The organism is Streptomyces sp. NPDC005774, from assembly GCF_042871645.1.
GTDB lineage: Bacteria > Actinomycetota > Actinomycetes > Streptomycetales > Streptomycetaceae > Streptomyces > Streptomyces pratens.
Window position 1 is genome coordinate 73,653 of record NZ_JBIAIV010000016.1, and the last position, 14,853, is coordinate 88,505.

15 protein-coding genes are annotated in these 14,853 nt (G+C 71.3%); 8 read left to right on the forward strand and 7 right to left on the reverse strand.

What is annotated here, in order from left to right; all coding sequences use genetic code 11:
• Positions 1–80 precede the first annotated feature (80 nt).
• The 3 genes from ACFYQA_RS17110 to ACFYQA_RS17120 form a co-directional block, all read right to left on the reverse strand.
• A complete protein-coding gene (locus ACFYQA_RS17110) occupies positions 81–1,298 on the reverse strand; it encodes an acyl-CoA dehydrogenase family protein (RefSeq protein ID WP_388917817.1) in 1,218 nt (405 codons plus the stop codon).
• A 63-nt stretch (positions 1,299–1,361) separates the two neighbouring features.
• Entirely contained in the window at positions 1,362–2,480 is a 1,119-nt protein-coding gene (sfnG, locus tag ACFYQA_RS17115; protein WP_388917820.1) for a dimethylsulfone monooxygenase SfnG, read from the reverse strand.
• Positions 2,481–2,658: 178 nt separating this feature from the next.
• Positions 2,659–2,742, reverse strand: a complete 84-nt coding sequence (locus tag ACFYQA_RS17120; RefSeq protein WP_350851021.1) for a putative leader peptide — start codon at positions 2,740–2,742, stop codon at positions 2,659–2,661.
• Between the two features lie 137 nt (positions 2,743–2,879).
• On the opposite strand from ACFYQA_RS17120, the gene ACFYQA_RS17125 reads away from it, so the two are divergent.
• From ACFYQA_RS17125 to ACFYQA_RS17135, 3 genes are all read left to right on the forward strand, one after another.
• Positions 2,880–3,878: a LysR family transcriptional regulator gene (locus ACFYQA_RS17125; RefSeq protein WP_388917823.1), complete on the forward strand. Its 999-nt coding sequence runs from the start codon at positions 2,880–2,882 to the stop codon at positions 3,876–3,878.
• Between the two features lie 67 nt (positions 3,879–3,945).
• Positions 3,946–4,383 (forward strand): SPW repeat protein, encoded by a 438-nt coding sequence (locus ACFYQA_RS17130; protein WP_388917825.1) that lies wholly within the window; start codon positions 3,946–3,948, stop codon positions 4,381–4,383.
• A 159-nt stretch (positions 4,384–4,542) separates the two neighbouring features.
• Positions 4,543–4,806, forward strand: coding sequence for a GlsB/YeaQ/YmgE family stress response membrane protein (locus ACFYQA_RS17135; protein ID WP_388917828.1), 264 nt, complete (start codon positions 4,543–4,545; stop codon positions 4,804–4,806).
• Positions 4,807–5,017: 211 nt separating this feature from the next.
• Here ACFYQA_RS17135 and ACFYQA_RS17140 read toward each other — a convergent pair whose 3' ends face one another.
• Positions 5,018–5,191 carry a hypothetical protein gene (locus ACFYQA_RS17140; RefSeq protein WP_388917831.1) on the reverse strand — a complete coding sequence of 58 codons (174 nt, stop codon included), beginning with the start codon at positions 5,189–5,191 and terminating at the stop codon, positions 5,018–5,020.
• A gap of 55 nt (positions 5,192–5,246) precedes the next feature.
• Complete coding sequence (locus ACFYQA_RS17145) at positions 5,247–6,071, reverse strand: GNAT family N-acetyltransferase (protein ID WP_388917834.1); 825 nt, start codon at positions 6,069–6,071, stop codon at positions 5,247–5,249.
• Positions 6,072–6,186: 115 nt separating this feature from the next.
• Between ACFYQA_RS17145 and ACFYQA_RS17150 the strand changes: the two genes are divergently transcribed.
• Entirely contained in the window at positions 6,187–6,672 is a 486-nt protein-coding gene (locus ACFYQA_RS17150; RefSeq protein WP_388917837.1) for a nucleoside deaminase, read from the forward strand.
• Positions 6,673–6,718: 46 nt separating this feature from the next.
• Here ACFYQA_RS17150 and ACFYQA_RS17155 read toward each other — a convergent pair whose 3' ends face one another.
• The gene (locus ACFYQA_RS17155; RefSeq protein WP_388917840.1) at positions 6,719–7,063 is read right to left on the reverse strand and encodes a hypothetical protein; all 345 of its coding nucleotides are present in this window, start codon (positions 7,061–7,063) and stop codon (positions 6,719–6,721) included.
• Here ACFYQA_RS17155 and ACFYQA_RS17160 point away from each other — a divergent pair.
• From ACFYQA_RS17160 to ACFYQA_RS17170, 3 genes are all read left to right on the forward strand, one after another.
• A complete protein-coding gene (locus ACFYQA_RS17160; protein WP_388917842.1) occupies positions 7,053–8,633 on the forward strand; it encodes an alpha/beta fold hydrolase in 1,581 nt (526 codons plus the stop codon). The genes ACFYQA_RS17155 and ACFYQA_RS17160 overlap by 11 nt on opposite strands.
• Positions 8,634–8,701: 68 nt before the next feature.
• Positions 8,702–9,796 (forward strand): chemotaxis protein, encoded by a 1,095-nt coding sequence (locus ACFYQA_RS17165; RefSeq protein WP_388917845.1) that lies wholly within the window; start codon positions 8,702–8,704, stop codon positions 9,794–9,796.
• Positions 9,797–10,203: 407 nt separating this feature from the next.
• On the forward strand, positions 10,204–11,655 hold the full coding sequence (locus ACFYQA_RS17170; RefSeq protein ID WP_388917848.1) for a PP2C family protein-serine/threonine phosphatase: 1,452 nt from the start codon (positions 10,204–10,206) through the stop codon (positions 11,653–11,655).
• 108 nt (positions 11,656–11,763) lie between these two features.
• On the opposite strand, the gene ACFYQA_RS17175 is transcribed toward ACFYQA_RS17170, so the two are convergent.
• Complete coding sequence (locus tag ACFYQA_RS17175) at positions 11,764–13,257, reverse strand: hypothetical protein (RefSeq protein WP_388917851.1); 1,494 nt, start codon at positions 13,255–13,257, stop codon at positions 11,764–11,766.
• A gap of 234 nt (positions 13,258–13,491) precedes the next feature.
• On the opposite strand from ACFYQA_RS17175, the gene ACFYQA_RS17180 reads away from it, so the two are divergent.
• A complete protein-coding gene (locus tag ACFYQA_RS17180; RefSeq protein ID WP_388917854.1) occupies positions 13,492–14,631 on the forward strand; it encodes an aminoglycoside phosphotransferase family protein in 1,140 nt (379 codons plus the stop codon).
• The last annotated feature ends 222 nt before the right edge of the window (positions 14,632–14,853 follow it).

The following is a 14,853-nucleotide window of genomic DNA, read 5'->3' on the forward strand; positions in this document are numbered from 1 at the left end:
GGCTTTCGGGAGACCCGGGGGCCAAGAGGCGCGGAGGCCGGAGGAGCGGGGCGCCTGCGGCCGGCGGGCGCCCCGGGGCGTCAGGAGTACCAGGTGGGTTCGGGCAGTTCGCCCTCGAGGACCCAGCGTCCGACCTCCCGGCGCTTGTAGGCGACCGGGTCGTGCAGCGTGTGGGTGCGGATGTCGCGCCAGAACCGGTCGAGCCCTTCGGCCGTGGTGGTGGAGCGGGCGCCGGTCACCTCGAAGACGCGGCTCGCGATCTCCAGGGCGGTATCGGTGGCGCGGGCCTTGACCGCGGCCACCCTCACCTCGAAGTCGCCGCGCGCCTGCTCCGTGACCGCGTCGGGGTCGTCGTGCAGCCTCTGTCCCTCGGCGGCGACGGCGTCCGCCAGGGCCTCCACCGCCCACAGCTTCGCGGTGAGGTCGCCGTACGTGTCGACGACGTACGGCTCGTCGACCGCACGGTCATGGCCGCCGTGCAGCCAGGGCCGGGTCCTGGTACGGGTGTAGGTGGCCGCCGTCTCCAGCGCGCCGGCCGCGATGCCGAGGTAGAAGCTGACGAAGACCAGCTGGATGGTGGGGACGTTGAGGGTGTTGTAGACGCGCGGCCGGAACTCCTTGTCGACGTATCCGGCCGCGGACGACCAGGATGTGCGGACCCCGTCGATGGTGACACTGCCGCTCTCGGTGAGCCGCTGGCCGATGTTGTCCCAGTCGTCGTGGAAGGTCAGTCCCGCGCTGTCCGAGGGCACGATCGCGAAGACGTGCTGGTCGGTCCCCTCCAGGACGCCCTCCAGAACGGTGACGTCGGAGACCCTGCTGCCGGTGGAGAAGGACTTGCGACCGGTGAAGACCAGGTCGTCGCCGTCCTCGGTGACCACGACGTCCCGGTCGCGCGGATTGACGGCGCCACCGAAGAACCAGCGGTTCCGGGCGGCCTCCGCCTCCACGTGCTCCCACTGCTCACGGGTGCCGACCAGCCGGGCCGCCCAGTTCCACAGGTAGTGGTAGCCCAGGAGCTGGCCGAGGGAACCGTCGGCCTTGGCGATCTCCCTGATCACCCGGTAGGCGGTGATCCAGTTCTGCCCTCCACCACCGTGCTCGACCGGACCGAGCAGGGTGACGAGGCCGGAGTCCTTCAGCAGCCGCACCTCCTCGTACGGAGTGGCGCCCGCACGGTCGCGGGCGGCGGCGTCCGTGGCGAGGACGGCGGCGACGGTCGCGGCGCGGGCGATCCAGTCCTCGGCGGTGCGCGGAGCGGGGCGGACCTGCCAGTCGGTGGGTGTGGCGGTGCTCATCGGTTCGGCCTTTCTCGTCGGCGTGTTCGTGACGGTGTTCGTGGGTGGCGTGGGTGGGGGCTGTCAGATGCGTACGGGCACGGGACCGGTGGCGTCGGGAAGGGCCGCCTCCAGTTCGCGCACCAGGGGCAGGACGCGGCGGCCGAAGTACTCGACCTCCTCGTGGTAGTGCAGGAAGCCGAGGAGAAGGAGGTCCACGCCGAGCCGCTTGTAGGCGACGATTCGCTCGGCGATCTGCTCCGGGGTGCCGATCAGCCCGGTGCGGAAGCCGTCGTTGTACTGGACCAGGTCCTCGAATGTGGAGTCCTGCCACATGCCCTTGCCGTCGGCCGTGGACCTGCCGGCCTGCTTGACGGCGGCACCGAAGCCCTCGACGGCCTCGGAATCGGCCTTGGCGACGATCTCCCGGAGGGTGTCGCGGGCCTCGGCCTCGGTGTCGCGGGCGATGAGGAATCCGTTGAGGCCGAACTTCGGCGGCCTGCGCCCGGCCAGGGCGGCGGCCCGGTGGACGTCCGTGATCTGTTCGACGACCCCGTCGCGGTTCCGGCCGTTGGAGAAGTACCAGTCGGAGACCCGGCCGGCCATGGCGCGGGCGGCGGTGGAGTTGCCGCCCTGGAAAATCTCCGGGTGCGGACGCTCCGGTGTGTTCAGTGGCTTGGGCTTGAGTGAGAAGTCGCGCAACCGGTAGAAGTCACCGGCGAGTTCGGCGTGATCCTCGGTCCAGATGGTACGCAGGGCGCGGATGAACTCCTCGGAGCGGCGGTAGCGTTCGTCGTGCTCCAGCCAGGGCTCACCGAGGGCGGTGAACTCGCCTTTGAACCAGCCGCTGACCACGTTGACCGCGAAGCGGCCGTTCGACAGGTGGTCGGCGGTCGCGCCGAACTTGGCGAGGACACCCGGGTGCCAGAGCCCGGGGTGGACGGCGGAAATCACTTTCAGGCGCTCGGTGGCCAGCAGCAGAGCGAGGCTGAAACCGGTGGACTCGTGCTGGTATTCGGCACCGTAGCCGGCCATGTAACGCACCTGGCTGAGGGCGTAGTCGAAGCCGTTGTTCTCGGCGAGGACAGCGAGTTCCCGGTTGTACTCGTATCCCCAGTCGGTGCGTTGCTCGATGGTGCTGGTGACCAGGCCGCCGCTGACATTGGGGACCCAGTAGGCGAATTTCACGGGATCTGCGGGCATGCGGAACTCCTGTTGCGAAATGCGGAGGTGTGCAAGTCAGGGGTGCGAGACAGGTGTGCGAGCGTGCCGAATTCACTCAGCGCGAAAGTGCGCGGAGTTCAGACGGTGCGGGGAAAGAGCACACGCGAGGGCACCGAATGCGGCTGCAACGTGCGGAACGGGCGGCGGACCGGGTGGATCAGGCCGCGACGCGACAGGAGGCGCTGGAAACGCGCGCGAGGTCGACGTGGCGTCGCCGCGTGAGGTCCAGTCGCTTCGTCATGCCGTCGATCGTGGCAGCCCTCGGTCGCCACCGTCAAGGAAAACCCGACCGTTCCCGCATGACGGACCATTGAATTTCACGAACATGTGACAGGAAAAACCTTGAACAGGCCGGGAATGCGCCCCCATTCTGTCGCCATGCGGACGGAACAGCTGGAATACATCGCGGCCGTGACCCGGCTGGGTTCGATGCGCCGGGCGGCGGAGGAACTGCGGCTCTCTCAACCCGCGTTGAGTGAGACCGTACGGAATCTGGAACGCGAACTGGGCGTCGATCTCCTGGAACGCAAGCGCTCCGGAGCGACGATGAGCGCGGCGGGGCAGGAGTTGCTGCCCCACATCGTCGACATCCTGGACGCGGTGGACCGGCTGCGCGCGGCAGCGGGCGAACAGCACCGCATCCGGCGGATGGTGCGCGTCGGCACGGTCAACGCGGCGACCGTGTCCCTGCTGATGCCGGTCGTGCGGGAGTTCCGGACCGAGTATCCGCTCACCCAGGTCGAGGTGGTCGGCGCGCAGCAGTCGGACATTCACCGGACGCTGCTGGAGGGCGGTTTCGATCTCGGGCTGGTGAACCATCTGGAGGGCGACGACATGCCGGCCGAGTTCGAGTCCGTCGAGCTGCTGCGCGGTCGGCCCGTGGTGTGCCTGCGGGCGGACAGCCCGCTGGCGGCACGGGCGGAGGTGTCGACGGACGAGCTGCTCACCGAGCCTCTGATCGCGATGCGCTCGGGCTATGTGATGCACCGCTATGTGCACCGGCTCCTGGAGGGCCGCTCGCCGGCGTTCGCGTACTCCACCGACGGTGCGGAGATGGGCAAGCTGATGGTCGCCGAAGGGCTCGGCGTGACGGTGCTGCCGGAGTTCAGTGTCGTCGGGGATCCGCTGGAGCGGCAGGGCGCGATCGTGTGCCGGCCACTGGCGGGTGACCGGGTGCGGGTGCTGCTCATGCTGCGAAGGCGTAGGTCGGAAGCTGTACCACTGGCAGTCCGCGCCCTGCACGACACCTTCGTGCGCCGGGCCCGGCGACCGAGCGGCGGTATCGGCCGGGCCCGCGGGGCGGAGGGGGACGGGACGGTTCGGGGTCGACTCTCCACTCCGACCTCTACACATAAAGGAAAAATAAGAGCAGAATGACTCAAAGCGACGCTTGCCGCATACCGCCCCAGAAGCGGTCAGGCCTGCTAGTCAAAGGAGACGACTCATGGCCAACGTCTCGCATTCCCGCGGTGACATCACGAGCCACCCCGATGCCCCAGAAATGCAGGCACGGTACGACCGTGTGCTCGGCGGTCGTGATGTGGTCCTGGTGGACGGGCCGGTCTTCCTGCTCGGCCTCTACTGTGCGGTGTCCCCCTGGATACTCCACTACACGACCAGCCAGCCCTCACTCGTGCCGCACAACCTGATCGTCGGCATCGCGATCGGTCTGCTCGCCCTCGGCTTCACCGCCGCGCCGGCGCGCATGTACGGCCTCAGCGGAGCCATGTGCGCCCTCGGCGTGTGGATGATCGTGTCCCCGTGGATCGTCGGCACCAATCCGGACGCGGGTGTCATCTGGAACAACATCATCATCGGCGCCCTGACCCTGCTGCTCGGCATCATGTGCGTCGGCACGGCGTCCAGGAGCACCTCGAGGTAGGGGGCACCCCGGGAAGGAAGCCCTCGAGCGCAGGCCGGTCCGCGTCCCCCGCGGACCGGCTTTCCCTTGTCCGGACCGGGAAAGGCCGGGCCGCGAGGGACTGTCCCGGCCGACCGCGGGCACAAGCGCTGCAGCGGAGGTTTGACAAGGAGGGGCGAGATGGAGATCGGCGGCATCATCAGTGCCATCATCATCGGCATAGTCATCGGCGTCCTGGGCCGGCTCGTGGTCCCGGGCCGCCAGCGCATCGGCGTTCTGTGGACGATCCTCGTCGGCATCGTCGCCGCGCTCATCGGCTCGGCGATCGCCTCGGCGTTCGGGGTGGCCGACACCAAGGGCGTCGACTGGGTCGAGTGGCTCATCCAGATCGGCCTCGCCGCGTTCGGCGTGGCCGCGCTGGACCGGGTGAAGGTGCGCCGCTGACGCGAGAGGTCCGGCGCCTCAGGGCGCACACGGAGAACAGCCCGGAACGGATCCGGTGGGGGCACACGCCGAGAGCGTCTCCCCACCGGACCCGTTCATCTCTCCGATCGCCGGAGCGCCTACGAGGCGATCGGGGCGGACTCCTCAGCGACGATTCAGTTGATCTGAAGGCAGCGCAACACTGTGAGCTGCGGTAATCCTCGAAGGAATCTCAGGATCGACGACGACGGCCGCTGATCCGTACCGCAGCCCCGGCAACCATGAGCGTCAGCCCCAGGGCGAGGACCGGAAAGCCGGGTCCCGGAAGGACGTACAGGAGAGCGCCCGCCACGGTGGCCACGGCGCCTGTCGACATCACGGCGAAGCTGACGGAGGACACGGACACGCGGGCTTCTCCCAACGGGTGGCGGGCCTGGGCGGGATGCTGCTGGTGGCCGATGCTACGGGACGTGGACGTGAGGAGTCGTCGTGGTGAGCGGGGCGAAGCCGAGGCGTTCCAGGATCGGGCGGCTCCGGCCGGAGGCGTCGACCTGGAGGTAGCGGTAGCCGCGCTCGGCGGCGACCCGTGCCCGGTGGGCCACCAGCGTGCGGTAGATGCCTCTGCCCCTCCAGGCATCGACGGTGCCCCCACCCCACAGACCGGCGAACCGGGTACCGGGCACGAGTTCCATCCGGGCCTCGCTCACCGGCTCCCAGCCGGCCAGGGCCACCAGGGCCACCACGGTGTCGGGCGCCGCGGTGAGTCGGTCGAGCAGCTGGTGCCGCAGCCAGGAAGCGTCGGCCCGGAACGCCTTCTCGCTCACGTCGACCACCAGGTCGACGCCCGCCCGGTCGGTGACGGGCACGATCCGGACGCCCTCGGGGGGCTCGGTGTCAAGGCGCAGTTCGGAGATCTCGCCGATCATCAGCGTCTCCTCGGGGCCGGGCGTGAACCCCGCCGCCACAAGCCGCTGCCCGAGGTCCGCGGGCAGATCATGGCCGTACAGCTTCCACTCGAACTCGCGGTTCAGTCCGGTGAAGTACGCGATCTGCGCGGCGATCACCACGTCCGCGTCCGTCCCGCGCGGGTCCGGGCCGCCCTCGTGCCGCTCCCCCGTCTCCGCCGCCCCGCCCAGGCCGGACCAGACGACGCCGTTCCAGCCGTGCCGCGGGGCGGTCTGGCGCACCACCGGGCCGATGCGTTCGACGCGGGCGTCGGGGCCGTCCGGCCGCGCGCCTTCACGCATTTCACGGTCGAACAGGCCAAGTACCGCGGCGTGATCCATACGGCACACCCCAGCACAGGCCCACCCAACCGGGCAACGGGATTCGGCATCGCGTCCACCCGACGCCCGCGCATATGGTTGCCGTCGACCCACCCCCGCGAGAAAGGCCGCGCCCATGGTCGTGAAGGACACCGAACTGCCCCATCTGCGCCGCTGCGTGGAGCTGGCCACCGAAGCGCTCGAGGCCGGGGACGAGCCGTTCGGTTCGGTCCTGGTGGCCGGTGACGGCACCGTACTCGCCGAGGACCACAACCGGGTGGCCTCCGGGGACCGGACCCGGCACCCCGAGTTCGAGCTGGCGCGCTGGGCGGCGGCCCGGATGACGCCCGGCGAGCGGGCCGCCGCCACTGTGTACACCTCCGGCGAGCACTGCCCGATGTGCGCCGCCGCGCACGCCTGGGTGGGCCTCGGCCGGATCGTGTACGTCGCCTCCTCCGCCCAGCTGGCGTCCTGGCTCACCGAGCTGGGCGTGCCCGCGCCGCCGGTGCGGACGCTGCCCGTGAGCGAGGTCGCCCCCGGCGTGACCGTGGACGGGCCCGTCCCCGGGCTGACGGAGGCCGTGCGGCAGTTGCACCACAGGTTCCACCGCGCGGGCGGCTGACCCGGCGCGGGACGTCGCCGCTCCAAGGGACCCTGCCCCGCCCGCCTCAGGCCTGCGCGCCCGTGCCCGCTCCCGGGCGGGAGCGGCGGTACAGGGCGACCCCGCCGAGAAAGAGCGTCACTCCGGTGGCGAGGACCGGGAGGGTCCGGTCCGCGCCCGTTTCGGCGAGGGCCTTCGAGCCGACGGGTGCGGCCGGTGCGGCGGCGTGCGCCTCGGGTCCCGGGGTGGGGAGGGCGCGGGGCGGTTCGACCGGCTCGGGCGCCGGTTCGGCCGGGCACGACAGGGTTCCGTCCGGCCGGGAGGCGGGGCCGGTGGGGTCCCCGTATCGTGATCGAGGGCGCCGGTTCCCGGTCCGCTGTGGGGCGCCCCTGGAGGCATCGATGCTGGCCAAGCTCTCCGTGCGACTCCCGGTCCGGCGCTGCGCGGTCACCGGGACGGTCGGACTGGCCCTGCTGGGCGCAGCTCTCCCGGCGGCCGCCGCCGAGGGCCCCGGCCCCGGCCTCGACCGGTTCTACGACCAGAGGATCAAGTGGTCGGCGTGCGAGGGCGCGGACCTGCCCGAGGACCTGCAGTGCGGGAAGATCACCGTCCCGGTCGACTACGCCGAACCCGGCAGGGGCACCCTCCAACTGGCCCTCGCCCGCTACCGCGGCACGGGGGACCCCCGCGGCTCGGTGGTGCTGAACTTCGGCGGGCCGGGCGGTTCGGGCGTCCTCGGACTCGCCCACGGCGGCAAGGAGTTCATGGGCCTCACCGACAAGTACGACGTGGTGTCCTTCGACCCGCGCGGTGTCGGCCGTTCCTCACCGGTCAGCTGCGGCACGGAGGCCACGGGTCAGGCGCTGGAGGCCACCGGCGGCGAGGGCATGTCCGATCCGCGGGAAACGCTGGCCCAGCTGCGCGAGGTGGCCGACGAGTGCGCCGAACACTCGGGTCCGGTCCTGCCGCACATCGGCACCGTGAACGTCGCACGGGACCTGGACGTCATGCGGCAGGTCCTCGGCGACGAGAAGCTCAACTACCTGGGCTTCTCCTACGGGACCCGGCTGGCCGCGGTGTACGCGGCCCAGTTCCCCGAGAAGGTGGGCCGACTGGTGCTGGACGGCGTGGACACGCTGACCGAACCACTGGCCGAGCAAGGGCTGGCGAGCGTACGCGGCCAGCAGACCGCGCTCGAGCACTTCCTGACCTGGTGCACCGAGGACATCGCCTGCCCGTTCGGCCAGGACCCGCGCAAGGCAAGGAAGTTGGCGGTGAAGCTGGTCGACTCGCTCGACGAGAACCCCGTGCCGACCGATTTCGGCTCCGCGTTCACCGGACAGGACCTCGCGGGCGCTCTGGGCCAGGGCCTCTACAGCAGGGAACTGTGGCCCTTGCTGCAACGGGCACTCGCGGAGCTGATGGAGGACGGGGACACCCGTGGGGTGGAGGCCTTCGCCACCGGCGGGGTGACACTCCCCCTGCCGCTTCGCGCCGACGATCCGCTCGTCGACGAGGAGGAGGTGCCGCTGGACAACCTGCCGGCCGCGCTGATGGCGGTGAACTGCGCGGACGATCCCGACCGTCCGGCCGCCGAGCAGGTGGTCCGGGACCTCGGCCGGCTGCGCGGCGCCTACGAGGAGGCCTCCCCGGTCTTCGGCCGCCACCGGCTCGCCCAGGTGCTGATGTGTCACGGCCGTCCCAAGGGGACCGACTTCATCCGCGAGAAGGTCGAGGACGTCGACACTCCGAAAATGCTGCTGGTCGGCACCCGGGGCGACCCGGCCACGCCGTACCGGTGGACGGTGGAGACGGCCGAACGGCTCGGCCCGTCGGCAGTGGTGCTGGACAACCGGGCCGAGGGCCACACCGGCTACGGATCGTCCGACTGCGTCCACCGCGCGATCGACGACTTCCTCCTCTACGGCACCCTGCCGCCCAGCGGCAGCTCCTGCGGCGCCGAGGACGGCACCCGCCCATGAGCCCGCATCCGGGCGACGCAACGAATGCCCCAAATGCCCGATCCGCGATTCGGTTCTATGGTGCTGTCATGGAGCACGATCTGAGTCCCGCAACCCTTGCCGAGCTTCGCCGCCCGCGCCCCTACCCCGCGGTGTCGGTGCTGACGCCGACACACCGGCGCGAGCCTCTCAACGCACAGGATCCGGTCCGGCTGCGCAATGTGGTGGCCGAGGCCAGGAAACAGCTGGAGGCCGATCCCGCGGTCACCCGGGACCGGCGTGGAGAAGTGGAGCTGCAGCTCGACCGGGCCCTGGCCGAGGTCGACCTGACGCATGCCGAGGACGGCCTGGTCATCTTCGCCGCTCCGGGAGAGCACCAGGTGTGGTCGCTCGCCCGGTCGGTACCGGAGCGCGTGGTGCTCTCGGACACCTTCCTCACCCGCAACCTGGTTTCCGCCCACACGGCGGAGCGCCCCTTCTGGGTGCTGTCCGTCTCCCCGGACCGGGCCACGCTGTGGAACGGCGGCACGGACCGGGTCACCGAGGAGCACGCCGGCGGTTTCCCGCTGACCCGCACCGTGGAGAACTTCGACCCCGAGCGCGTGGAGCAGGTCGGCGATCAGCCGAGCGCCTTCCGGGACGAGGGCACCCGCCGGTTCCTGCGCGAGACCGACACCGCGATGGGCGCGATCCTGCGTGAGCATCCGCGGCGGCTGTACGTCACCGGGGAGCCGGCCGCGCTGTCCCTGCTGGGCGAGGCCGGCGACATGACCCGGGACGCGGTGCGCGTCCAGCACGGTGGTCTCGCGCACGGCACGCCCGAGGCGGTGTGGCAGGCCCTGCGCCCCGTGCTCGAGAGCGAGGCCCGCAAGAGCACCGAGGACGTCCGCCGGGCCCTGGAGACGGCCCGCGGGCGCAAGAGGTTCGCGGCCGGGGTCGACGAGCTGTGGCAGAACACCCGGGAGGGGCGGGTCCAGCTGCTGGCCGTCGAGGAGAACTTCCGGGCGACGGTGCGCGACGCGGGCGAGCATCTGGTCGCCGCCGAGTCCGGCGACCTGGACGCCCGTGAGGACATCGTGGACGAGCTGGTCGAGCAGTGCCTGGAAACGGGCGCCGAGGTCCGCTTCGTCCCGGACGGCGCCCTCGGGGACGCTGCCCGGATCGCGGGCGTACTGCGGTACTGAGGCAGGCGGAGCAGGCAGGCGGAGCAGGCAGGCCCCCAGGGGTTGCCGCGCCCTCTCGCGATCCGCACCGCCCCGTCCGGGGTGCCCGGCCGGAATCCGGTCGGGCACCCCGGACGAGGACGGTACGGATCACTTCCGCGAACACGCACCTATTCGTCGAACATGTGCGCGTGCGCGTGAAGCCGACCGCGATCCTCCTCAAGTCGCTTACACCCCAAGGGATTTGACCCGTCACATCGACGCCCGGTGCATACCCTCGAGTAACTCCGCGAAGACGGTGGCATATGCCATGGACATGGCCTTCAGGTGTCTTGCCGAATCCCTTACAGGGCGTGGCGGGCTGTGCAACAGTCGTAACGGTCCCTCCATCCGACTCTGGCCCGAACCGTCCCACATCGGAGTGCGTCATGCCGCCCCACCTCTCCGCGGACCGCTCAACAGCCCAGCCGCCAGGACGCGGCCCGGTCGACGCGCTCATCTCGCAGACCCGGCGGCTCAAAGGCGACGTGGACGCCGTACGGCGCGGCACCCCGGCGGACGCCTCGGACCCGCGGGACCGCTGGCAGCGCGCACTGTACGACCTGGCACTGCACCAGCTCAACGACCTGGACGAGTACCTGGCCCAGCTGCGGGACGGCCCGCTGCCCGTACCCGGGCCGGCTGCTCCTGCCGGCCCGGCCGGGCCCGCGCCCGCCACGTCGTCCGCGCAGTCCACGCCGAGGCAGGGCGCCCTGCTCAGCCGGGTCGGCAGTGCCGAGTGGAACCTGCTGACGGACGAGGCCAGTTGGTCCGGGGAGCTGTACCGCATCCTGGACCGCGACCCGGCCGCTCCGCCGCTCACCCTCGACGAGCTGCCGTCGCTGGTGCACGACGAGGACCGGCCGAGGCTCACGGCAATGGTCACGGGCTGTCTCGTCGACGCCCGGCCCATCGACGGTGAGTTCCGGCTGATACGCCCGGGCGGCAGTGTCCGGACCGTGCACATGATGGGCGAACCGGTCCTCGGGGCCGACGGCAGCACCACCTCGATGTGGGCCGTGCTGCGGGACGTCAGCGAACTGCGCCGGTGCCGACGGGCGGTCAGCGAGACCCGTGACTCGCTGCACCACCAGGGACAGGACGCGGCGCGGACCGAGCACCGGCTCGCGGTCGAGCTGCAGGAAGCCGTGCTGCCGGCGTGGCGCGGCTCCCTGCGGCTCCCGCGAAGAGGGCCCCGGGCCCTGGACGTCGCCGCCCGGCACCTCCCGTCGGCGACGGATGAGGCGACCGGCGGAGAGTGGTACGACGCCCTCGAACTGTCCGACGGCACCACCCTGCTCAGTGTCGGCGAGCTGACCGGACAGGGCGTCGGCGTGGCCTCGGGCATGGCGATGCTGCTCGGCGCCATGCGGGGCATGGCGATGTCCGGCACCGAACCCGGACCTCTGATGACCTGCCTCAACCGGTTACTGGACGCCACCGGGCAGCCCGCCCTCGGCAGTGGCCTCTGCCTTCGCTACCGGCCCGAGACGCGCTCCCTGGTGTGGGCGCAGGCCGGACACCCCGTCCCCCTGCTGTTCCGCGGCGGAACGGGGCGCTCGCTGGATGCCCCGGCCGGCGTCCTGCTGGGCGCCGGCCCGACTGCCTCCTACGGGCAGGCCGAGGAGACCCTCGAGGCCGGCGACCTGCTGCTGCTGCACACCGACGGGCTGGTGCCCGGGCGGACCGGGGCCGCATCCGTCCACCGACTGGCCGGCCTGGCCCCGCAGTTCACAAAAAGCCGTACCGCACAGGAGTGTCTGCTGGCCGTCCTGCGGGAATTCGGCGACAGGGAACGCGAGGACGACGCCTGCGTGCTCGTCGCCCGGGTGGCCTCGTAAGGCTCCTGAGCCTCTGATCCGGCGTCGGCGGCCTCGTACGAGAAGCACAACGGGCCTCGCGATGAAGCGCACGCGCTCCCCCGGCGTTCTCGTACTCCCCCGGCCCCGCTACGCCCGTGCGCTGCCTCCCTTTCCCCTGGGCCTGGGCAGGGCCGCCCTGATCTCCTCCCGCAGTTCCTGGATCCTGGGATACGAGGAGTACTCGGCGGTGAGCCGGTACATCTCGCGCAGCCGGTCCCAGGTGCGGCGCGAGGAGTTGGACCCCATCGACATCAGCGCGAGACGCGCATACCGGTCGGCCTGTTCCGGGTCGTCGGCGATGAAGCAGGCCGAAGCCATGGAGAGATGGTCGAAGATCTTCGACCGCTCCCGGCCGTCGAGACGCAGGGACAGCGCCTTCTCCGCGTAGTGCTGGGCGTGCACCGCCGCGGCGGGCTCGAACTCGGCCAGCGTGCGGTAGGCCAGGGCGTGCATGCCGTACAGATCCTCGTCCTTGAAGGTCTGCATCCAGTCCGGCGGCTCCTGGTCCGGCCCCCGGTCGGAGACGAACAGGTCCTCTGCCCGGCCCAGGGTGCGGCGCATCGCCTGCCCCTTGCCCATGGACGCCTGTGCCCAGGCCTCAATGGTGTGGAACATCGCCCGGGTGCGCGGCAGGGCCTCCTCGCCCGAGCCCGAGTGGGCGAGTTTCAGCAGATCCAGGGCATCGTCGGGCCGGCTCAGGTGGACCATCTGCCGGGCTGCGCGGGACAGCGCCTCCCCCGCGCGCGGCCGGTCACCGCCCTCCCGGGCGGCGTGCGCGGCGATGACGAAGTACTTCTGCGCCGTGGGTTCCAGGCCGACGTCGTGCGACATCCACCCGGCGAGGACGGCGAGGTTGGCGGCGACGCCCCACAGGCGCCGCTGGTGATGAGGTGGGTGGTGGTAGGCGAGCATGCCGCCCACCTCGTTGAGCTGGCCGACCACCGCCTTGCGCTGGAGGCCGCCGCCCCGGGCGGCGTCCCAGGCACGGAACACCTCCACGGAGCGCTCGAGTTCCTCGATCTCCTGGGACCCGATGGGGGCGGCCTCGTACCGGTCGTACCCGGCGGAGTCGGCGTGCGGCGGATGGTCGGGTCGGGAAGCATCGGTGGTCAGGGCGGGATCCGTGTGCAGCCAGTCGTGCATGGCACCGGTGAGTGCGGATCCCGCGGCGAGCGCGGCGCCCGCGCCCACCAAGCCGCGTCGGTTGAGCATGAGGTCCATTCCCGTGAATTCGGTGAGGACCTCGGCTGTCCGCTCGGGCGCCCACGGCACTCCGTCGGGATGTTCCGTACTCCCGCCGCGTGGCCGTTTCCCCGTACGCCCGTGCCGGACCAGACCGAGATCCTCGATGGTCACGACACGGCCGAGACGCTCGGTGAACAGGGCCGCCAGCACCCGCGGGACGGGATCGCGCGGGATCTCTCCCATGTCGATCCAGCGCCGCACCCGGGAGGTGTCGGTCGCCAGCTGGGGGTGGCCCATGGCCGCCGCCTGCCGGTTGACCAGCCTCGCGAGTTCGCCCTTGGACCAGCCGGCCAGGCCGAACAGGTCCGAGAGCCGGGTGTTGGGTTGTCCGCTCACGTCAAGCCCCCAGGTTCTCGGCTGAGTTGACAGTAACCGGGTGAAAGGTGCCGGGCGACTATTCGCCAGGGTTCGCCAGGGTGCGCCAGATGGTGTGCCAGGGGTCATCGGGTGTCGAGTAGGAATGCGCCACCACGACCCGGTCACGGCCGGGGTATTCCCCAGGATGCGCCTGGGCGACCGGGCCGTGTGGTGCGCTGACGTCACAGGCACACGAAGGGATCTGTATCACCCATGTACGCAGCATCGTCCTCCGTGTCCGCCCCGCCCCGGCCGCTCCGTCCGCGCCCGGCGGACAGCGGCCCCTACCTCGCCCCCGCTCGCCAGGCGGCCCCCGTGCCCGTTGCGGGCAAGGCACGGCGCGCCCCGGGCTCCGGCCCCCAGCAGCTCAGCGGCCGGCTCGACCTGTCCGGCCCCCAGGGCGCCCAGTTGCGCTCGGCGATCGCGTCGGTGCACCGCATCTGTCCGGAGTTCTCGCCGGTGCAGGTACTGCGCCGCAACGGCCGGTCCGTTCTCCTGGTCGGTACGACCGGCCGGAGCACCGCGGTGGCCAAGTGCTTAACGGATCACTCGCCCGCCTGGTCCGAGCGGTTCCGGCACGAGATAGCGGTCTACCGCTCGTTCGTCCGGCATCGCCCGCCCGCGCGGGCACCCCGGCTGATCGCGGCGGACCCGGACAACTGCACCCTGGTGATCGAGCGGATGCCCGGCCGGGTGGCGGCACTGCAGCGGCACCCGGTGGAGGCACCACCACGGGCGGACATCAGGGCCGCGCTCGGCGCGATCTGCCGGCTGAACACATGGCGCCCGCCCGCCGGTACGTTCGACGCCCCGCTGGACTACGCGGCACGGCTCGCCCGCTATCACGAGCTGGGGCTGCTCACCGACCGGGACATGGGGGATCTGCAGAAGCTGCTGCACGGCATCGCGCAGGCGGCAGGGCGCCAGGGCATGGGCCAGTTCTGTCACGGCGACGCGCTGCTCTCCAACATCCTGATCTCACCGGCCGGTCCAGTGCTGGTGGACTGGGAGCACGCGGGCTGGTACCTCCCGGGTTACGACCTGGCGACGCTGTGGGCGGTTCTCGGGGACGCGCCGGCGGCGCGGCGGCAGATCAGCCAGCTCGCGCAGTCGGCGGGCCATGCCTCACGTGACGCGTTCCTGGTGAACCTGATGCTGGTGCTGACGCGTGAGATCCGTACCTACGAGACGGCCGTGCAGCGTTCGATGCATGATGCGCACCCGGTGGTGCCGAGCTCGGCCCAGCCGGGTGCGCTGCCGTCCGGTGAGGAGCAGCGGCTGTTGCTGCGGCGGCTGCACGACGACTGTCAGCTGGCCCGCAAGGCCGTGCGCGCGGCGGTCGGCACGCGCTGACCCCGTGGGAACGTGCGAAGGCCCGCGGTGCTTCCCGGTGAGGAGGCGCCGCGGGCCTTCGCACGTCCCGGTGCGTTCCCCGCGGGTCTCGGCACGGTGCCGGCGCGTTCCCTGAATTTCACGGCCGGTTCCCGGCGCCATCGGTGTACGCCATTGACGTACCGCAGGTCTCCGGGCCGCCGCCACGAAAGTCCCGTGGACCCCGAGTGACAGGGGAATCGC